Annotated in this window: 16 protein-coding genes; 6 read left to right on the top strand and 10 right to left on the bottom strand. The window is 30.3% G+C overall.

What is annotated here, in order from left to right; genetic code table 11:
* Positions 1 to 504 precede the first annotated feature (504 nt).
* From VK91_RS18960 to VK91_RS18910, 10 genes are all read right to left on the bottom strand, one after another.
* The gene (locus tag VK91_RS18960; RefSeq protein WP_048395069.1) at positions 505 to 1,143 is read right to left on the bottom strand and encodes an NAD(P)H-binding protein; all 639 of its coding nucleotides are present in this window, start codon (positions 1,141 to 1,143) and stop codon (positions 505 to 507) included.
* Positions 1,144 to 1,384: 241 nt separating this feature from the next.
* Positions 1,385 to 1,594, bottom strand: coding sequence for a hypothetical protein (locus VK91_RS18955; RefSeq protein ID WP_048395066.1), 210 nt, complete (start codon positions 1,592 to 1,594; stop codon positions 1,385 to 1,387).
* Positions 1,595 to 1,917: 323 nt separating this feature from the next.
* Positions 1,918 to 3,870 (bottom strand): LTA synthase family protein, encoded by a 1,953-nt coding sequence (locus tag VK91_RS18950; protein ID WP_048395065.1) that lies wholly within the window; start codon positions 3,868 to 3,870, stop codon positions 1,918 to 1,920.
* Between the two features lie 431 nt (positions 3,871 to 4,301).
* Positions 4,302 to 4,823: a DinB family protein gene (locus tag VK91_RS18945; protein ID WP_048395063.1), complete on the bottom strand. Its 522-nt coding sequence runs from the start codon at positions 4,821 to 4,823 to the stop codon at positions 4,302 to 4,304.
* Positions 4,824 to 5,731: 908 nt separating this feature from the next.
* Positions 5,732 to 6,385 (bottom strand): TetR/AcrR family transcriptional regulator, encoded by a 654-nt coding sequence (locus VK91_RS18935; protein WP_048395062.1) that lies wholly within the window; start codon positions 6,383 to 6,385, stop codon positions 5,732 to 5,734.
* Between the two features lie 282 nt (positions 6,386 to 6,667).
* Positions 6,668 to 7,150: an HXXEE domain-containing protein gene (locus tag VK91_RS18930; RefSeq protein WP_048395060.1), complete on the bottom strand. Its 483-nt coding sequence runs from the start codon at positions 7,148 to 7,150 to the stop codon at positions 6,668 to 6,670.
* A 481-nt stretch (positions 7,151 to 7,631) separates the two neighbouring features.
* Positions 7,632 to 9,815, bottom strand: coding sequence for an MMPL family transporter (locus tag VK91_RS22290; RefSeq protein WP_197078739.1), 2,184 nt, complete (start codon positions 9,813 to 9,815; stop codon positions 7,632 to 7,634).
* A gap of 97 nt (positions 9,816 to 9,912) precedes the next feature.
* Complete coding sequence (locus VK91_RS18920) at positions 9,913 to 10,854, bottom strand: tetrahydrofolate dehydrogenase/cyclohydrolase catalytic domain-containing protein (protein WP_048395058.1); 942 nt, start codon at positions 10,852 to 10,854, stop codon at positions 9,913 to 9,915.
* Between the two features lie 326 nt (positions 10,855 to 11,180).
* Complete coding sequence (locus VK91_RS18915; RefSeq protein ID WP_197078738.1) at positions 11,181 to 14,684, bottom strand: beta-ketoacyl synthase N-terminal-like domain-containing protein; 3,504 nt, start codon at positions 14,682 to 14,684, stop codon at positions 11,181 to 11,183.
* Positions 14,685 to 14,703: 19 nt separating this feature from the next.
* Positions 14,704 to 17,904, bottom strand: coding sequence for a non-ribosomal peptide synthetase (locus tag VK91_RS18910; protein ID WP_048395056.1), 3,201 nt, complete (start codon positions 17,902 to 17,904; stop codon positions 14,704 to 14,706).
* A 277-nt stretch (positions 17,905 to 18,181) separates the two neighbouring features.
* On the opposite strand from VK91_RS18910, the gene VK91_RS18905 reads away from it, so the two are divergent.
* The 6 genes from VK91_RS18905 to VK91_RS18885 form a co-directional block, all read left to right on the top strand.
* Positions 18,182 to 18,928, top strand: coding sequence for a thioesterase II family protein (locus tag VK91_RS18905; RefSeq protein WP_048395054.1), 747 nt, complete (start codon positions 18,182 to 18,184; stop codon positions 18,926 to 18,928).
* Positions 18,915 to 19,616, top strand: a complete 702-nt coding sequence (locus VK91_RS18900) for a 4'-phosphopantetheinyl transferase superfamily protein (protein ID WP_048395052.1) — start codon at positions 18,915 to 18,917, stop codon at positions 19,614 to 19,616. The genes VK91_RS18905 and VK91_RS18900 overlap by 14 nt, the downstream gene beginning before the upstream one ends.
* Positions 19,617 to 19,829: 213 nt before the next feature.
* Positions 19,830 to 20,405, top strand: a complete 576-nt coding sequence (locus VK91_RS18895) for an accessory gene regulator ArgB-like protein (protein WP_048395045.1) — start codon at positions 19,830 to 19,832, stop codon at positions 20,403 to 20,405.
* Complete coding sequence (locus tag VK91_RS22765) at positions 20,395 to 20,535, top strand: AgrD family cyclic lactone autoinducer peptide (RefSeq protein ID WP_112116118.1); 141 nt, start codon at positions 20,395 to 20,397, stop codon at positions 20,533 to 20,535. Before VK91_RS18895 ends, VK91_RS22765 begins: the two co-directional genes overlap by 11 nt.
* Positions 20,536 to 20,754: 219 nt before the next feature.
* Positions 20,755 to 21,843 (top strand): GHKL domain-containing protein, encoded by a 1,089-nt coding sequence (locus VK91_RS18890; protein ID WP_048395040.1) that lies wholly within the window; start codon positions 20,755 to 20,757, stop codon positions 21,841 to 21,843.
* Positions 21,844 to 21,849: 6 nt separating this feature from the next.
* The coding region (locus VK91_RS18885) for a LytTR family DNA-binding domain-containing protein (RefSeq protein WP_048395036.1) at positions 21,850 to 22,117 on the top strand (268 nt) is incomplete at its 3' end.

The raw sequence follows: 22,117 nt of genomic DNA, 5'->3' as shown, positions 1-22,117 counted from the left end.
TCACATTTGCGGTAATACACATCGCTAAAGAAATATAATAAGCCAACATTTTTACTCCCATTTACGCCCCATATCCGCTTTTACATCATAAAGTTTTTTAAAAATGAAACCACCTAAAGCAATGAATCGTATACTTACTTAAGAAAAGCCAGCACTTTTTTTGTAAAAGGGGTCGAGTAATGTGAGGGAATGGTTGCAAGGAAGGAAAAACAAAAAGAGAAGAGATAAGAGACGTAAAGATCAATATTCATTAATTGACTTATTTCTTGACGTACTAATTTGGATACCAGAATTACTTTTCCTCCCATTTAGAATCATTTATTGGTTGTTGAGAGGCGTTGGAAGGTTTATTGGAGAAGGTTTTAATTAAAAAACTGCTCAAAAGGATATCATTTGATTTTTTGTACCAATACGATTGAGGCAAAGGGAAATTTTGTTGAGCATTCAAAAGGGATAAAGTCATTTAGTTGAGGCGCTGACCCTATCCTTCTCCTTTAAATTAGATTAATTGGAGATAAACGGTGCTTTTTGTACATACTTTTGATTTTCTATTTGGTTAATGATGAATGTAGCTATATCCCGATTTGTTATTTTTGTACCTGGCATATCTCTAAGATTTTCCTTTATGAACCCTACTTCATTTCCCTCTACGATAAATGGAAGCCGAATTAGTGTCCATTTGATAACTTGATTATGGCTAAGGAGATGCCATTCTTTTTTCTTATCCATCATCATTTTTGAATAAATAATTTCAAATATCTTTGCACCCATTCTATTTATAATACTCTTTGTATCTCCAGCAATGGTTAGCGATCCACCCGTTACCCCAATATAACGATCCATATGTAAATCAGACATGACTCCCAATATATTTTCCGTTAATTTACTATAAATTTGTTTTTCTTTCATTGGTTGACCAAAAGTATTGATAACGATTTGACAATCTTTTAATAGCTTTTGAAGATCCTCGATATTTTGTACATTCCCTTCTATTACCTCAATCCTACTGTCTTTGAAAACTAACTTTTCTGGATTTCTAACAAGCATACGTACGTGATACCCTTTCTCTAATGCTTTAGAAGCAATGTAACGCCCCGCTTTACCTGTTCCACCGATAATTGCTATCTTTTTATAAACGTCCATGATGCCCCCCTAATTATCATAATAATATGTATACGGGCAAATCATGGTTTAGATTCAATAATTCTATTATTCACCTCTCTTTATCAAATGAGATAAAGAAATAGTAATTTTGTTTATTCTAGCTAGAGCTTTTGTCTAAGCAAAAGAAAAAGAACCACTCTCTTAAAAGAAAATGGCACTTCAACGCCTCATCGTACTTACTTGATAATTACACTTTTTAGGTGTATTCAGCTTAACTAGATCAGTGGTTTATATTTACTAAGTCTTTATTATAGGCAATCCACTTCTCCATTTCTCTCTCGACAGCTCGGTTTTGCCATTCAAACCAAATACCTGTACATTCACTACAGTGACTATCGACACCCTTTTTTTCATGTGTATCTTTACATGTAAACACAGTCTTTTTACGACAACTATAACAGTAAATGACTATGTCTTTATAAAACTCCATCCCGATCAACTCCTCAAATTTACACCTATTTCTTTCCTTTTTTCATCTAAATTATTCTTTAAAAAGAAATAAGTAAGGATGATGAGTGCCATCATGTTTGTTCTTTCCTCTCCTTACTAATAAAAGCGATTCAAACCCTTACTATTAAAGGATTTGAATCGCTTTTTCCGTTAGTCCAATTTTCTATTTGAACCTTAAGGAGAATATAAAATCTTGGTATTGCCATACTTATTCAAAAATGACCAATAAAAAAGCAATTCAAGGTAATGGTATGATATCCTATAGACTTTGATATCGTACACAATTCCTTGAACCGCCTTAAATTATTTAGACTCTACATTTTCATCAGGAGAGTAATTATATTGAGAAGGATCAACTGGCGTATAACCTGTTGGCGTATAGAATCTCAATAGGTCACCATTCACGACTCTATCAGATAACGCCAATTTATGATCTACTTCATTTTTAATCGTCTTTGCTTCCTCTAATTGACTTTCGTCTAATGGTAAGCCTGTTTTATTATCATAATATTTTTCATTAATTGAATAAATAGTAGGACTGACAAAATCGCCATTTCTAAAGGGTACAATTTCATCATGCTCTTCTGATAATAAGTCTGAACCAAATTGAACAAATTGTTGTGAATCAATTCCTAGTAAATGCAATAACGTTGGCAGTAGGTCTGTTTGGCCACCATAGCTATGGTTGGTCCCACCTTGTATGCCTGGAACATGTATAAATAATGGTACACGTTGTAAATTAGCACTTTCATATGGTGTAATCTCTTTTCCAATGACTTGTTCCATCGCTTTATTATGATTATCGGAAATACCGTAATGGTCACCATAAAGAACAATCATTGAATGATCATATAATCCTGATTCCTTTAATTGCTGGAAGACCTGTTGAATTGCTTCGTCTGCATAACGAGCTGTTTGGAAATAATTATCAACGCTTGCATCTCCCGTATTGGCTTTATCAATTGTCACTAAATCTTGATTCATTTTATATGGATAGTGATTCCCTACCGTAATTAATTTTGTATAAAAAGGTTGTGGTAAGGAGCTTAAAAGATTTTGAGATTGTTCAAAGAATGGTTTATCTAACAAACCATATTCAGCCATGTCCTCTGAAGTACCTGTGTTATAGTAACTAGCATCGAAGAATTTATCGAAGCCAAATGATTTATAAATTACATTTCTATTCCAGAAGCTTCCGTTATTACCATGGAATACAGCTGATGTATAACCATAATCTTTTAAAATACTAGGAGCTGCCTGATACGTATTTTGTGCTTTTGTAATATAAGCAGATCCTTGTGGTAATCCAAATAAAGAATTTTCAAGCATAAATTCTGCATCAGATGTTTTCCCTTGACCTGTTTGATGGAAGAAATTATCAAAATACAATGTATTCTTATCTTTTGCTAATGAATTTAAAAATGGTGTTACTTCTTCACCATTTAATTTATAGTCGATTAAAAAGTTTTGGAATGATTCTAAATGTAAATAGATAACGTTCATTCCCTTTGCTGCACCAAAATATTGGGCATTCGGTTTGGCGTAGTTTGACTTTGTATAGTTAATTACTTCAGTAATATCACTACTATCTGCCAAAGCTCTCTGAGAAGAGGCTTTCATCGTTTCAACTGAGTCATAAATCGTATAGTTATACATCCCTAGATATTTCACAATATAGTTTCTATCAAAACCTCGTGTTAATAGTTGAGGACGATTAGTTTCAGCTAGTCCTAAATTAAGGATTGATACCGCTAATGCAAAGGCAATGATTGCCATTCCTTTTTTATAGCCAAAACGTTTGGTATCTTTTTGGATTTTTTTAGAGAATCGTAGATAAAACATAACCATTACATCCACAAAGAACAAGATATCATAAGGCTTTAATAAAGAAAGAACACTGCCGCCTAAATCTCCAAAGTTCTGCGTTTGAGAAAGTGTAGGTAATGTAATGAAATCACTAAAGAATCGGTAATAGACAATATTGGCATATAAAACAATAGACATCAAAGTGTAGACAACAACGAGTGATGTGTATTTTCTTTTTCCTTTAAATAAAAATGAAAATCCTAGAAATAGCATTGCTGAGCCCAGCGGATTTATTAGTAAAAGGAATTGTTGAATGATTCCTTCTACACCTAAGTCAAATTGTGATAGTTGAGAGATGTATGTTTTAATCCATAACATTAATACTGCTACTATATAAATTCCTAAAAAGTTTTGTAATAGGTTATCTTTTTTATTTGCTAGATTTTTCATTTTTGCACCTACCTTTTACTGATTAAATTAAAATCTAGATATATATGAACTTAACTGATAAGTACTGTATGGCACTTTAAAAAATGTTACGTTACAATAGCTTTTTTCGCGACCAATGTATAGTACTCCCCATTTAAACTTCTGTCAAGTTGTTAGCTATTCTTCATATAAATATTTCTAATTAACCTAAATATTGTCCAAAAAATACCCAGTAAACATTAGTTTCTAACTAAAATTTACTGGGTATTATAAGCCACAAGTAAATGCCTTTATGAAATCTGCCTCGCAATTTTTCTCATTTGGGCATCAAAAAATCTTCCATTCAAATGAATTGGAAGATACTCTGGTACGCTATTCACTTTTTGCTAATAAACAATTGGATATTATTACAACATTTTTCTAGCATATATATTTCTACAGTGTCTCTCATTCTATTTAAACGTTTCTTTATTTATTTGAGCACCTACTGAATCTTTCAATGATGAAGAAAGACCTCTTCTGATTAGATTTGCAGAAACAGGCGCTCTCCCCATTTCCCTTGCCCAAATTGATAATTGTCCTATATGGTGAATTTCATGTGCAATGGTATGACGAATGACTTCACCCCATGTATGCGTCTCCATACTACCATTTGCTAATGGAATATGAAGAATACGCTCTTCCATGCTGTCATCCCATTGATTTACAAAGCTTTCGACGTCTAAATGAAATGCAGCTTCCAATTTACGAACCTTTTCCAAGCTATTATATTCATCAAAGCTCTCCTGAAAGTCTGTTTTCCCCTGTAATAGACGAATCCAACTCCATTCAACATCAATGATATGGAAGAGTGTGTGTAATATACTGCCCATTCCTCCAGTTCGGTTTTGCAAAAGTTCTTCTTCAGTCAACTCTTCACACCAACGAAACCAATCTCCCCGAACTAGCCAATTATATTTAAAAAATGTTTGCAAAAAAGCACCTCCGTAGTTGTTGAAAAAATATTATAACTCACTATTTCTTCATATAAAGTGAGGATCCCTTCTTTGCTCTTTTCAGATATCCAAATAAGCACTACAAGTAACTAAGCTAAATGTCTAGTAATTACCACTTCTGGTTACTCTTATGTATTTTTCTATAAACGTAATCTGCATTATCTAGGTTTTTCCAGCTACTAATAAAATTTAGTATTAGCATAAAAATTCCAAATAAAATAAATGCCAACATATATTTACCTATGAAAAATAAAACAAACGTTGCAACCAAAAGTAATATCATTAAAATTATTACGAGGATTTGTAATTTCCCCTTCTTCTTCTCATCCACCTGTTCAACCTCCAATCAAAGCGCCGATACTTTTCTAAAATGTTTTATTTGGTTTATTTTACCATAATATTCACAAGCCTGATAAGCATACGCACTTTCACCCCATCTATCTGACTCATTAACTTGGTATAACTTTCAGTAGAATAAGCTTTTTTGGGTTATGCTAACTCATCCAATCATACCTAGTCGTCTATGAGATTCGTGTGCTCTTAATATCTGCTTTCAGAATCCACGTCACCACGGACATCCTTGCTGACTAACATCTGCCGTCGGAGTTTGAGAATTGCATCCTATAGTTCATGCGTATAGCGGGTACAAATAAAAAAGTTCAACCTGAAAGTTCTGGTTGAACTATATAATACGAAAGCTTCTATTACTTTAAGTGTATGTACAAACTTTAACTATAGATATGGATAACCCTCTATACTAATTTAGGATGACACAGTATCTAGAGTTTTCAAAAGATAAATCAACTAAGATTACAGTTGATTTAAATAAACAGAATATTTTATTCAAGATTTTCACTTCAAAAGGACTCTGCAGTGAAAGTACAATTTTATTGAGAGGGTTGCCCTAGTCCATTTAGAATAAAAAACACGATTTCTTCAATTTCCGCATTGCTAACGGATTGTTTATTAAGTAATACAAAATTAGAAACAAAGAACCCACCAATTGCTGAGCCTAACATTTTAATTATGAATGAGTTAGGCATTTCTTTAATTTCACCCCGTTGTTTAAATACCTCAATTACTTCTACTATACACTTATACCCATTCTCTAAAATGTATGGTAATAATTCGTTTTTAAGCTCTTCTTTATATATTATTTCCTTAATGACTACCTGAAATATTTCTCTGTTTTCCTTGAAGAAAGCGCTACGATTAGTTATAAAAGCTCTTAAAAACTCTTCAAATGAACATTTATCATTCATAAATTCTCCTAAGATATCATTTACTATCGTAGGAAAAAAATCTTTTAGAAATGGTACGATAAGAGATAACAATAAATTTTCTTTCGTTGCATAATGCTTAAAAATAGTGCCTTCTGATACTTCTGCTATTTTTGCTAATTCTGAAGTTGAAGTATTTGAATATCCTTTTTCTGAAAAAGCGGAAATTGCAGCCTCAATAATTCTTTTTTGTTTAACTGTCTGTTTAGTGGATTTTTCAATTATTTTTTCCATTTCATCCAATAAAACACCATTCACCATTCGATTCACCAACTTTATTTAATACTATATTAAAAAGCGATGCTAAAAACATAGAATTACCTTACCAGTAATACCTTTATATAAAGTATATTCTCCTTCCATATAAAGGGATTTTTTTAGATAAAATTTTAACCTAGAATATTCAACTCAACTATTAGCTTTACTAAAGGTAATTCATCTAGTACCCAAACCTATATCACATCGTCAGTATTCTTTAATAGAAAAGCTTTTATTAATTTAATACCATTCTTATAGCCCTTTTATATAACTATACTTATTTCATTAATAGTTTATTAAGTTATCTCCAAGGGTAAATAAAAAAGGAATCATTACTAATAAAAGAATCCCTACAACAACTGTTGAAAAAATAATTTCTTTTACTCGAATAAAATTTTGTTTGTATAATGTATAAAGAATTACGGTATTAATAGGTACGTTTAATAATAAAGCTGTAAGAAGTCCTGGAGCATATGTTTTCATCAATATGGTAACAATTAAATGTGGAAAAAAAGCATTAAAGATCATAGAACCTAAAAATCCAATAAATACCCTCTTTATTATTGTTGATTTTGGAAAACATAAAGTTAAAAAGGAAACTAAATAGGCAAGTGCAGTAATGATTAATACGGCAAAATGAAATTCATTTGGTGTTATAGGCTTTTGAAATGATGAACCAATTTGTGACCATTGAGGTAACCATAATGCTTCTTCTAAATTGTGCAATGTAATTGCTAAACAGAAAAATATAACATAAAAGGCTTTCATACAATCCTCCTCAATTATTGTCCATTAAACTATGCTGCTCAAAAATATCGAAACTTTAATTTAAGATAAAACTTCTGAAATAGTATATAAGTAAAAAAGATATTAAAATAAGAAATTTGGGACAATTGTGCGATATTGGTGGCACAGATTTCCGCTGCACTGTAAGAGTAGAGCTTCATGTTTAAAACCGAGCAGTAGCTAAACTTCCTACATCTATGCCGAGGTAGATTTTAAACATACCTAATTTTGTTTTTAAATCGCACTAGAGTTTGTCTGTTTTGAGATAGAGTTTTCACTAGGATAAATGATACAGTAATTCTAAGAATCGATTATCTTCGACGGGTTTATAGTTCTACCCATGTATTAATATCGTAATTAAAAGAATAAAGAGGGCTCACCATACAGCACATTGGTAGCGAGCTCTTTCATACTATAATTAAAACGTTGATAAACTTTGATACAGTCGTTCTACTTAGCAATTTTATTTCACTTTCCTAAACCTCGGTAGCCACCAATTCAATTTTCCAAATAGTATCATAGTTGTCGGGACTAAGATTGTTCTTACAATTATTACATCTAAAAGGATAGCGTAAGCTAAACCCACTCCCAATTCTTTGATAATCTGGAATTGAGCAAAGATGAAAACCCCAAATACAACAATCATTATAGAAGCTGCACCATTAATCATACCCACTGTTGATAAAAATCCTTGCTGTATACTAGTTTGAAGATCTTTAGATTCATCAAAGAATTCTTTAATACGAGTCACGATAATCACTTCATAGTCAATACTCAACCCAAATAACAAAGCAAATAAAATTAACGGTGTATTCACATTAATTGGAGATGGTTCAGCCCCTGGTAAGTTTCCATATTGGAACATGTAGACAATAAAGCCTAATGAACTGGCTGTAACAATTGCATTGAGGACAATTGCTTTAATTGGGAGAATGATAGATTTAAATGCTAAACATAAGATTAAAAAAGTTATAAGGAAAATAACACAAATAACTAAAGGAATTGATTCAATGATTTGTGTATCAATGTCCATCCCTATAGCAGTTTCACCTGTTACACCAAAATTATATTCGCTAGTAAGAGTTTTTGGTAATTCCTCCCTAATGTTATCCACTAAAACTCGGGATGCTTCTGTATACGGAGGCGTTTCTGGAATAACATAAAGAATAGTAGAATGCTCATCTTTGCTAACAATTCTATTCAATTCTTTTTCTAATTGTTCATTTAAAACTCCATCTTTCTGGCTATAAAACAATAAATATTGCTCTATATTTTGAAATTTAGGATTCCAATTAGTTAGTGATTTTACTTCCTGCACATTATCCATTGCTTTTATTTTTGAAGTAATAGTATTAATAGAATCTAAAAATTCTTCATTATAAACACTTTTATCTTTATGCTCAATCAAAATTTGTATAGGAAAAATAGTTCCTACTCCGAACTCATCTACAAGTAGTTCCATCCCTTTTCTAGATTCAATTTCTTCTGGTAATTCTTGATATGCCCCAACTGGTAAATGCATAGTAATTTTAGATGATAGTGGAACAAAGATAATAGAAATAATTAAGCCTACTGCTAAAAATAATATAGGCTTCTTGAAAAGAGAACCAATTAGTTTATCCCAGAAACTACTCTTAGATGCATTTCTATTCCGAGATAAAAATGGAAGCTGAAGCATATTAATACGTTTGCCTAATAACATCAATATGGCCGGAAGGAATGTAAGAGACATCAAGATTGAAACCATGACTACAACAAACCCACCAATTGCAACAGAGTCAGTAATTAAACCATTTGGAATTAATAATGAAAGTAATGTTAAAGCAACCGTTAATCCTGCATAAAAAACGGATTTTCCTGAAGTCAGAATAGCTTTTTGAACGGCTTCTATTTTTTCAATACCTTCTACCAGTTCATTTCTAAACCTTCTTATAATAAATAAAGCGTAATCAATAGCAATGCCTAATCCTAACATCGTTACAATATTATTTAAAAGTGGCGATAGTTCAATATGTAAAGAAATAAAATATAAAATTCCTGATGAAATAATTATTGAGAAAATTCCTGTAATAATAGGAATTATTGCGGCTATAACTGACCGAAATACTAGTAGTAACAGTATGAAAACAATTGGTATTCCAATTTTTTCAACCATTGCAACATTTGATTTACTAGTCTCACCAATATCATAAGATATTGCAGGGCCACCAGTCACCATGATATCAATTCCATTAAGTTTACTCTCGTTATCTATCTTTTGCCGTAACTCTGCAACAAAAGCATTTCCATTAGAATTCATTGCAACTGTAATAATTTTCCCTTCTTTTATATCGCTTACAGTCACCTCTTCCACATATTTATTTTCATTAATTAGTTCTTTAATAACATCTATTGAATTATCATTTGAGGAGATGTCTTTATTTTCTTTTGTGACAATGCTTATCTCGTATTTATATTGATTATTGTATTCTTTTGATATTTTATTTTTCACAATGGATGATTCACTATCTATTGCTTCTAATCCAGAAGACAGTAATTCATCAGATAATTTAGGGCTATAAATAAATGATCCAATCAAAATAAGTATCCATAAAAAAATAAGACTTTTATAATGTTTAGTGGTTAGTCTTCCAATCAATTCAAACATGACCATGTCTCCCTTCCACAAAGTGACACTATCACCTCCTTATAAAGATGATAGTGCTCATGGTATTTGGAATATTTTTGCTTAAACGAAGCTGTAATTATAGGATAGGCATTTTATTGTAGTGTCTTCTTTTAGAAGAATTCAAAACATTTTCCATTAACATTGTTAGCATTACTGGACCTACCCCTCCTGCAGCGGGCGCTATCCATTTTGCAACTTCTTTAACACTTTCTATCTCCACACTACCTTTTAAAATAGGTAGTTTTCTTCCTGGATGTATATTACTTTCTTTTACCCCCACTTGAATAGGGTTAAAATCGACAACACATGCACCTGGCTTAATCCAATTTCCTTTAACAAGATCTACTTGTTCAGTTGAAACAATTAGTACATCGGCCTCTTTACAATGCTCTTCTAGATTTTCTGTATTTGTATTTATGATTTTAATAGTTACATCTGGAGGTAAAATAGCTAGTGAACCCATCTTTGCTACCATTGTAGCTATAGGATTAGAAGTAAGGAAAGACCAATCTATTAGAATAACTATGTTCTTCTTATCTAAATTTATTTTATGATAATCAAATACTTTTAAAACAGAACTCGTGACACACATAGGTACATTCACTGGTGAATTACTAGTAGGGAACAAACCTATGGCATTAAGTGGGTGCAGACCTTCAATTTCTTTATCTGGATCAATTGCATTAATAACATTTACCACATTAATAGAATCAGGTAATGGAATTAAAACAATGATACCATCGATACTTTCATCACGATTAAAGCCTTCAATAATATGAATAAGCTCCTCTTCTGTTATGTCATTTGATAAAACTCTTTCCTTCACCAGATAACCTAGCTGGTTTGCCAAATTCACATGCAAAGCATAATTTGTTCTTGTTAATAATTCACCATTATCAACCATTATAATAGCCATTCCTGGGACAATATTATTTTTTTTATGTTCTAATACTTCTTCGTGTAATGATTTTAATAATGGTAATTGTACTTTTTTTCCCTCAATAATAGTTGCTGTCATATTTTCCACTTCTCCATTCATAGGTTAATTAAACGATCAAGTTAAACACTTTTAATATTAATAACGACAGTTCTAAACAATAAAACTTCCTAAACCTTAAAACCAAATAGAATAAGGTAGTATAAACAGAAGAGATGTAACAATGCCTGTATCTATTTCAAGAAGATAGTAGATGAAAAGGTGTGCATAATTGCATTTGCTAAAATCTTTGTTAATTGACTTCTTTATTCTAATTAGAAATATTAACTCTTCTATATTGTGCAATTAAAATAGGAGTAACCATATAAGTTTATAAAACGCTTGATATTTCATAAGATTCCATGTCCCTAATTTTTGTATTCTAACTCTACTAACTGTTGGAAATTAGATGCAAGTTCTCGACAATTCTCTTTTTTTCCAAACATGGAATAATGATCTCCTGATACTTCTTGAATAATGAATTGACCACTTATATATTGTTTCCATTGTTCTTTTTCAATTAATTTAATATCAAGTAAGTCTAATACGATAGGATCTTCAGTCTCGCGAGCTTTAAACAAAATTATATTTCCATTGAAAACACCGCTCGGTTTATGTTGCTTCAAAGCTTCATGATTTTTTGTCCAAATTGAATAAAAATGGATTAACTCATCATCATCAATGGTTGCTGGTATCTTAGTATCTTTTTTCATTTCTTGAATAGTGATTCTCAAATTTTGAGAAATATATTTTTCATTTTCTTTTAATGAAGAAATTTTAGTCTGATTTAAATACATATCTACAATGTAAGGAAATGCATCGAAATATTTTATATTATTTAAGGTTGATTCATTGTATGCATGTGGTGGATGACTATCAAACATAATAATTCTTTCCACTTTATCTCCTACTTGTTCTAACTGTAATGCCATTTCAAATGCAACATTTCCCCCAAAAGAATATCCCCCAATTGTGTAGGGGCCAATAGGTTGAATTTGTTTCATTTCCTTTATATATAATGAAGCAAGCATAGGAATGGATGTATCCTCTTCTAAGAATTTTTCCTGTGGAAACATAATTCCATATATCGACATACCTTCTACTTCTAAGTATTGAGATAAATCATGATAGCAAAATACTGTTCCTCCAGCAGGGTGGACTAAAAAAATATTGTCCTTTGTAGTTCCTTCTTTAATAGTTGAAATAATTTTTCTCGGAACTGCTTTTAATGGTCTTTTCTTTTCTTCTAATTGTTCTTTTATATAGTCTGCAAGTTCACTTGCTGTCATAAATTCAATAAAATCATTTATTGAGATATCGATATTAAAGGTATCTCTAATTTCAGAAACGATTTCTACAGCTGTTAAAGAGTCACCGCCTACCTCATAATAATCATTATCAATAGTGATAGATTCCTCTTCTAAATGCCTTTTCCATATATCTACTACCTTGTCTCTAATAGTATCTATGTTTAAATTAAGTAATTTTTCATCTTTTCGTTTCGGCTCTATACCCATTTCTTTTTTCGTTGGTTCAATCCAGAAAATTTTTCTATCAAATGGATACGTTGGCAATGATATTCTTCCAGGTGATTTTTCCTCATACAAAACTTCCCAATTTATAGAAGCACCATTACACCAATGCTTACCAAGTAAATATAATAAAGAATAATAACCTCCCTCATGATCAGGAGAAATTCTTTTATTTTTATAAATTATAGATAAATCAGATAAATCAGTTAACATTAATTCCCCGTAATTTTCTAAACTTATATCTGTTAATTCATCTGTTTTAATTTTTTCTCTATAAAAATCTATACTTTGTGATACTTCATCTAGCAAACAGCCTTGAGGTGTTATAACAGGTATCGTTGATTTTTTAATAGATTTAATATCTACTATTTCTACTTCTTCGTTTAGTGTATGCTTTTGTAATAATTGTAGAGTATTTTCTAAGGTAATTGATTTTGTTATACATGCCGCTACATAAGTTTGCACTTTATTTTGACAATATATCGAATCAGGTTGCAGTCCTAATTTCTCTAAAAGTTTTGCTAAAGCGTACGAATTTGCAAAAGTGCTTAAAATATCTTTCCCCTCTTCACTAATAGAGGTGTCCTCCCAATTACTAATGCCTAATAACTGTTTAGAAGTAACCTTTTGCCCGAATATTTTCTCAATTTCTGTCGAGATGACATTTAAAGTCTTGCCAAAATAAGAAACGTTCGCATATAACTCTCTATAAATTTCCTTATCTTGATGAATCGATAATTTCCAAATGTAACTTAACTCACTCATTTGTTTTAGATTTCCTTCATTCTTGAAAGAAGGGCTAGACATTTTTTCTATAATTGCTTCTTTTGTTTTTCCTATGACAAAATTTCTAACTGAAAAATCATCTCTGCCTACCCCTAGCGTATACGCTACATCAATTAATGACATTTCCTCTTTTTGTACAAGAAAATTAGATAGGTTTTCTTCTATCTGTTTCAGTGTTTTATGGTTTTTACCAGAGAAGATGAAAATATAGTTTTCTAATCGATGGTTCTCTTTTGTTATGCTCGGTGCTTTTGTTAAAATAGCATGAGCATTGGTTCCACCGATACCAAAAGCACTGACTCCTGCGTAGTTAAGTTCTTCATCTTCCAACTCTTTTGTTGAACTATTTACATAAAAAGGAGAATTTTCGAAATCAATTTGCTTATTTTCAGTAGAAAAATTTAAACTGCCTGGAATCACATTATTATTAAGGCATAATGCTGTTTTAATTATATTTGCAACTCCAGCAGCTGCATCTAAATGTCCTATATTAGTTTTTAATGACCCTATTGCACAAAACTGTTTCTTATCTGTACTTTGAAACGCTTGACTCAACGCTCGAATTTCAATAGGATCTCCTAGAGGAGTGCCTGTCCCATGTGTTTCCACATACCCAATTTTATTAGGTGAAATGCCTGTAAGAGCTAGTGCTTCATCAATTACCTTTGCTTGTCCTTGTATACTCGGTGCAGTAAATCCGATCTTATTAGCCCCATCATTATTTATTGAAGTACCCTTGATGACAGCATAAATAGTGTCTCTATCTTCAATTGCTTCTTCTAACCGTTTTAACGTGACTATTCCGCAACCATTCCCTTTAACAGTGCCAGAAGCTTGATCATCAAAAGCTCTACAATGTCCATCTTTAGACAGAATCCCCCCTTCCTTATATAAATAACCTGAAGTTTGAGGAACGGTAATACTAACACCTCCAGCGAGAGCAATATCACATTCTTGATTGATAAGGCTTTGACATGCTAAATGAATTGCCACTAATGAGCTAGAACATGCTGTCTGCACTGTCATACTGGGACCACGAAGATCTAATTTGTAAGAAGCTCTAGTACATAGATAATCTTTATCATTCGCAATTAATATAGGGTAATTAATACCTTCTTTAAACACATCTTCACTCTTTAAAATGTTCGATAATAGGTAAGAGCTCATGCTTGTGCTTCCATACAGTCCAATTATTCCTTTATATTTATTGGGAATGTATCCAGCGTCCTCTAATGCCTCCCAGACACATTCTAAAAAAATTCGATGCTGCGGATCTGTAATTTTTGCTTCGTAAGGCGTAAAATCAAAAAATTCATTATCAAATTCTTTAATATTGTTTAATACTGATCCATACTTTTTATATGATGTATTTTTTAATAGTTCTTCAGATACTCCTGCCTCTTTTAGTTCATCATCATTCAATAAACGAATGGATTCTTTTTCATTCTTTAAATTATTAAAAAACTCTTCTATTGTATAGGCATTCGGAAACCTACCAGACATACCAATAATTGCAATATCGGTGAACTCAATAAATCGATTATCTGTATACATTTTTGCCCCTCCCATAAACTTAACCTCTTCTTTTTAATAAAGCCTCTTTTCGCTTATGACCACGACTTTGTTCTTGAGCTTTTGCTCCTTCATTTATGTTTTGTTTAATATACATAGATAATTTTGAAATAGTTGGATATTCAAATAGATCAACCATTGAAAGCCCTTTTATATTGAATTTTTCAATTAACTTATAATATATTTCTGCAACATGTAGAGATGTTCCACCTACATCAAAAAAGTTATCATCTAAGCCTATAAAATCCTTTTTTAGAATATCCTTCCATATCTTGAGAATAGAATGTTCTATTTCATCTTCCGCTTTTAAAGGTTGAATAGACACTTTACTAGAAATAGGATTAGGAAGTGCTTTATAATCTACTTTTCCGTTTATAGTTAAGGGTTTTTTATCAATCACTATGAATAATGAAGGAATCATATATTCTGGCAATTTCGCTTTTAAATATTCTTTTAGTCTAACTAATTCATGCACGGCATTTGGCTTGACTATGATATAAGCGATTAATCTTTGATCATCTTCTGAAAACTTGTGTAGAGTAACAACGCTATCTTGATATAATGGATGTTGATTTATAATAGTCTCAATTTCACCAAGTTCAATACGATAGCCACGCAGTTGTATTTGTTTATCCATTCTACCTAGATACTCAATTTCACCATTTGGTAAAATTTTTCCCAAATCCCCGCTTTTATAAATAATTTCTTTTTTAGTTAAATCAATCGAAGTCTCGATAAATTTTTCATTTGTTAATTGTTCTTTCTGGTAATAACCTTTAGTAACACCATGTCCACCAATAACAATTTCACCTGGAACGCCTATCGGCTGCATCTGCATTTTATTATTCACGATGTATAAATTTAAATCTGATATTGTTTTCCCAATAACACTACCTGCCTGTTGATTTAAATCTTTCATTGTTACTTCATAGTACGTAACATGTACGGTCGTTTCTGTAATACCGTACATATTAATTACTTTAGGATATTTATCTCCATATTTTTCAAACCACGGTCTCAACATTTCAAAGAATAGTGCCTCTCCACCAAATATAATATAGCGTAAGGATAGTTTTTTAGTTCCGTTATATTCCTGATCCTCTTTAATTAGATGTTTAAAGTACGATGGTGTCTGATTTAATACAGTTACTTTCTCCATTAATAGAAGATTGTAAAATTCATCTGGAACTTTCGTAATCCATTCTGGTACAATCACTAATTTTCCTCCGTAAAGCAATGCTCCGAAGATTTCCCAGATAGAAAAATCAAATCCATAAGAATGGAACAATGCCCAACAATCTGTTTCATTAAATTGAAATTGAGAATCTGTCGCTAAAAATAATCTAAGTACATTGTAATGAGTTACCATAACACCTTTTGGATTTCCCGTAGAACCAGATGTATAGATAATATAAGCAATATTCGAATTGTTATAGATGGTTAATGGATTAGTAGTAGGTTGTTTATTAATTTCAAACTCGATCTCTTCAACTAGAATTTTTTGAATCGAGGAATTTAACACTTTATCTTCAAATAATTTAGTTGTTAATAATACTGAATCATTTAAATCATTTAAAATATATTCCATTCGCTCTGACGGACAAGAAAAATCTATTGGTATATAGGTTCTTCCAGTTTTTAAAATCCCGATTATTGTTGCAATTAACTGGTTCGATCTTTCAAGAGAAATAGCTACCATCTTTGTTTCATGTGAGAGATTCGAATTTAAGTAGTGAGCGATTTGATTCGATCTTTTGTTAAGCTGTTCGTATGTCCATTCCTCTTGGTTATAAGACACCGCGATGTGGTTTGGAAATTCTTTAACTTTTTTTTCAAAAAAATCGATTATTGTATCTTCTGTATGAAATAAATTCTGTTCATTTGTTTTTTTTGAAATTTCAATTACTTTGTCATTACTAAAAAGTGTTAATTCATTAATACAATTACTTTCACTTGCAGAAATTTGGTTCACAAGATGCTCGAAGATTTCTTTGATTGGTACATTTCGGAAGAATGAATTGTACTCCGCATTAATTACATAATGCTTGTCATGACTTTCTACATTACAAGTAAAAGGAAATTTCAGATTTTCAATTTGTACTGGCATAGATGTTACTTGGCAATTTTTTAGTTCGAAAGATAATGGTTGTTTATAAAAAGTAAAGACATTGTTAAAAGAAGGTATATTTTGTTTTTGAAAAATGGATGGGATATGTCTATTGAAATCAAAATCCTGATGTCTAATAAGAGATATAACCTTCTTTTTTATCAAAGAATTTAATTCTTCAAAAGTTGAAATTCCCTCAAAATTTATAGCTAACGGGAGAGTATTTACAAAATAACCCATTACGTTCTTAAATTCTTTTCTAGGACGATTAGCAACAGGAATTCCTATTACAATTTCTTTCTGTGATGTAAGTTTATGAAGAAATACAGTGTAAATAGACGTAAAGAAACTAAAGTCTGTTATTTCGTATTTTTTTATGTAGGATTGAACTTTATTAGAAGCATCTTCATCCAATATAAATCTTGTACTTTCTCCTACTAATTTCCCTTGATCATTACGAAGTTCATTTATTTCCTTTAATTCCAATCCATTAAATCCTGCAAATTCCTTTTTAAAAAACTGAATTGCTTTCTCTGTTTTTTTGGAATCTTGTTGATAGTTTACAAAGTCAAAATACGAAGTATTTTCTTTTTGAGCTAAATATGTATCGAAATCGGTTTCGTCATTGTATAAGGACATAATATTATTTAAAAAATGGAAATAACTATATCCATCTGAAATAATATGATCCACATTTATAGTCAAATAGTAAAAATTATGTGATGAACAAAATAGTTTAGTGTCGTAAAGTGGCCATTTAAATATATTAATACTCTCTTTATTTTGTTGAGAAACATATGTGGCTACCTGTAAATCACATTCCTTTTCGGTATATTTTTCAGGCAAATTTATTATTTCTATGGTATATTCTCTTGATTTATCAAACTCTTGCATTGGTCCTTCTTCATATTCGACAATATTTGTTTTAAAAATTGCATTATCATTAATTACGAATTCTAGGACGGATTTGAGTTTTTGAATGTCAACATCACCTTTAATTTTGTAACAGAAACTTAGATTATATGCGGGGTCATTTGGATAAATTTTGTGATGAGTATAAAGGTTAGTTTGAACTTTTGATAATTTGCTAATCATATTACTATCTCCTTTTGTAATTTATAGAAAAAAATACCTCCTGTAACAAAAATATTAGGATAATAACCTTTATAATTGCTGTATTTTTCATAAATAATAAATAATTCGTCTTGAATGTTCTTTAATTTAAGAATTCAATGAATACTATACACTTAGGAAAGAAAAACCAAGATTCAGGAATATATATACATATTATTTTAAATTTTCATAAAATAAATATAGTAGATGAGGATTATTATTTCACTAAAAATCACATTCATATAAAGGAGGCTTAATTATGAATAAATGGATTCGCATTTACCACCCTAAACCTTTGGCAAAATTTCGATTGCTGTGTATACCTCACGCAGGAGGTTCGGCATCGTCTTATCAAAAATTGAGCAAGTTGATTGGAGAGAATATAGAAGTACTATCGATTCAATTACCTGGAAGAGAAGATCGTTTTAAAGAAGAAAATATCGAAGAAATGTCAATATTAGTATCCTGTATTTATAAAAGTATAGAACCATATTTAGATAAGCCCTTTGCTATTTTCGGTCATAGTATGGGAGCGTATATTGGATATGAGTTAACAAAGCTATTATTTCGATTTAATAAAATGAGTCCTCTCATGTTATATATATCAGCTGCATCTTCACCCAATACACCAAAAATAAAAAAACTGCATCACTTATCTGACGAGTTATTACTTAAAGAACTTAAAATCTATAATCGAACACCAGATTTTTTATTACATGATGAAAAAGGAATTTCCTATTTTTTATCGTATATTCGTTCAGATTTTAAAATTGTCGATGATTACAGTTGCTATGACTATAAATCAATCAATTGCCCCATTAGTGTATTTGTTGGAAATAGCGACTTGATAGTTTGCAATTATAACAATTGGACAAATTATACACATAAGGATACATATGTTTTTCCTTTTAATGGTGACCATTTTTATTTACAAGAAGAAGAGAATCTAAATATGATTATTAAAATTATTAAAAGGCAGCTACTTCAAAATTATGAACACATATAAACTAGATCATCTAGAGGAAGTCCATATTTGGCAGTTTACAACTGATAAGTATAAAAGTTATATCAATCTTTTTACATCTTGGTTATCTAATACTGAATATAAATATATGGCACAATTAAAAAATAAAAACCGTCAACAAGCTTTTATAATTTCCAGAGGGATTATAAAACAAATAATTTCTATGTATTTAGGTCATTCCCCAGCTACTATTGAAATATTTTATACGTCATATATGAAGCCTTATTTGAAAAATCAATTTTTATATTTTAATATTTCTCATTCTGCTGATTTAGTTTTGATTGCATTAGCGAGGAAGCCTGTCGGAATTGATATTGAAAAACTAAGAGATATCGAGGATTATGATAGAACAGCTGCTTTATTCCTTAGTGATAAGGAAAAAAGACTACTTTATAACAACGAAACCTCCTTTTTAAAAAAAAATACTTTTTTTGAAATTTGGACTCATAAGGAAGCTGTGGTAAAAGCACTAGGATATGGGCTACATTTCCCACTACACAAGATAAATATTCTGCACTCAAAACATCAATTTTTGAATACCATATATATTAAAAATAAAATTTACACTGTCCGAAATATATTAATTGATAAAAATTATAGATCAGCTATATGTAAAGAAGGCAAAATACATGAAATACATATATTTCAATTTGAAAATTTGTCAAATTAATAGTAATACTGATTAAAAATATTCTCATGGTTTGTAGCATACGCACTTTCTTTGTCAATTATTGATATGGAAAGTGCTTCTTCTAATGGCCCAAGTCCATTCTTATGGATTATTTATTTTACTAAAAATTACATTTATGAATTTTTTTTGAACACTTAAGAAATTGAAAATATTTTTGTTTTTTTGTTGTAAAATAGTGGTAAGGGGGTGTCTATGACATTTATATCAAGCTTAGAAAATTATCTCGTTAATATACTTATTCAAGAAAAGCATAACTATATAGAACGAGAAAAAATTGTCTATGGGGTAAGGTTAATTCTTAATGATTTCTGGAAAGTAATAATTATTTATCTAATTGCATACTGTTTAAATTGTTTTACCGCAACATTAATAACACACATAGTATTTTATATGCTACGACAAGTTTGTTTTGGATTCCATTTTCAAAATAATATCGTATGTTTAATTACTAGCATTATTTCATTACCGGTTGGAATTTTCTTTATTAAGAGTTTAAATAGAGAAGATAACTACATGTTGTTTTTAGCTATTATATCTACACTTGTTCTATTGAGTTTCGCCCCAATCGGCACTAAAAAAAGACCTGTTTTCAATCAGAATCACAGAGTTTTTTTAAGAAAGAAACTATTTGTTAGATTGTTAATCTTATGGACAATTTCGATATTGTTGCATGAAGATTTTCAGTATTTTATCTTATATGCAATAGTTCTTATAGCAGTATCTATTCTTACTCAAAAAATTTTAGGGGGAAATATTAATGAAGATTAAAAATTTAATTTTAAATAAACTGTCTGGGATAGTAATTTTATTAGCGAGCTCAGCAACAGTGTATGGCTGTAGTTTAGTTTTTAACGAAGTTGAAGTACCAGAAAGTTTAAAAAATCAACATCACTTCTAATGATAGATATAGTAAGGAGGATTTATAATAGAAGACAATATCTTTCTTCTAAGTTGTATAGAATTTAGTATTATCACGATATCTGTATTCTATTTACAGAATTTAAAACCTACTAAACTTACACTGGGCATTACATTTTGTATTTGGATAATAGCTTTAATTTCATTCATCTTTATGGAAACTTGGGTAGCCATATTAATCTTATTTGGAGTAATTTTAGTGGTTTTACTTCTTCATTCTAGTATTTTTAAGATATGTATTGATTTAACCATTATCATTTTTATTGGTATGATGTCAGATCAGTTAGTTCAAATCTTGATTGATTCGAATAAATCAATTTTTTTACATATGATTCTGTTTATCATACTTTATTCGATTCTGTTCTTTATTTTAAGTTTCTCGATACATAGATTTAAAAAATATTATCAATCTATCTCTCTTCCTTTAATTTCGAAAGTCATCGTCTCCTTTTTATTTTGCGTAATGATTATTGTACTATATTTGAATATCTTTATACCAACCACTTACGATGAGAGGATATTATCAAAAATCAACTTAATTATCCAAGTAAGTTATCTGGTTATTATGTTCTTTTTATCCATGATATTAATTAATAATATTAAAGTAGAGAACAAAATAAAATACAGGCAAATGCAGCAATCTCAGTATAATGAATATTTGACATCTTTAGAAGCAATTAATACGGACATGCAAAAATTTCGTCATGACTATTTGAATATCTTAATCACGATGGAAGGTTATATTACAAAAGGAAACATGGATGAACTGAGGGTCTACTTTAATAATAAAATTGTTAAAGTTGAAAATGATACCCTAATAAAAAATCAATTGATGAAAAATATCAGTAATTTAGAAATTATTGAATTAAAAGGACTTTTACTAACAAAACTATTATTTGCGACTGAAAAAAATATCAGTATTCAAATTGAGATTCCAGAAAAGATTCTCCGCATACCTATCGATATTATTGATTTCTCAAGAATACTTGGTATTTTAATTGACAATGCTATAGAGGCGAGTATTGAATCTATATGCCCTACAATTAACTTAGCTATTTTAAATACATCGCAAAACTCTATTTTATTTGTAATTGAAAACACCTTCCAATTTGAAGATTTAGATATTAATAAAATTTATAGCAATAATTATTCATCAAAAAATAATACTAGAGGTTATGGCCTATCAAATACTTTAGAGATATTGAAAAACTACCCCAATGCTCTTTTAAATACCCGTATTGAAGATAGTTTATTTATTCAAGAAATAGAACTAAATTATAGGAAGTGAACTTTCTTGAGAGTTATAATCTGTGAAGATGATCTTAAACAACGTCAGTTTATTCAGAATGAAATTATTAAATATGCTAATTTTCATTTACCCTCTGTTGAAGTTGTTTTATGCGCTTCAAGACCAGATGAAGTGATCAATTATATAAATAACTATCCTGCAAATTGTTATTTTCTAGATATAGAATTAGAAACTAATATGAATGGATTAGAATTAGCAGGATTAATTCGTGAGAAGGATCCATTAGCAATTATTATATTTATTACTACATTTG

The sequence above is a fragment of the Lysinibacillus sp. LK3 genome (assembly GCF_001043675.1).
GTDB classification, from domain to species: Bacteria; Bacillota; Bacilli; order Bacillales_A; family Planococcaceae; genus Lysinibacillus; species Lysinibacillus capsici.
Note: the sequence above shows the minus strand (reverse complement) of the source record. Positions and strands in the feature narration are given on the sequence as shown.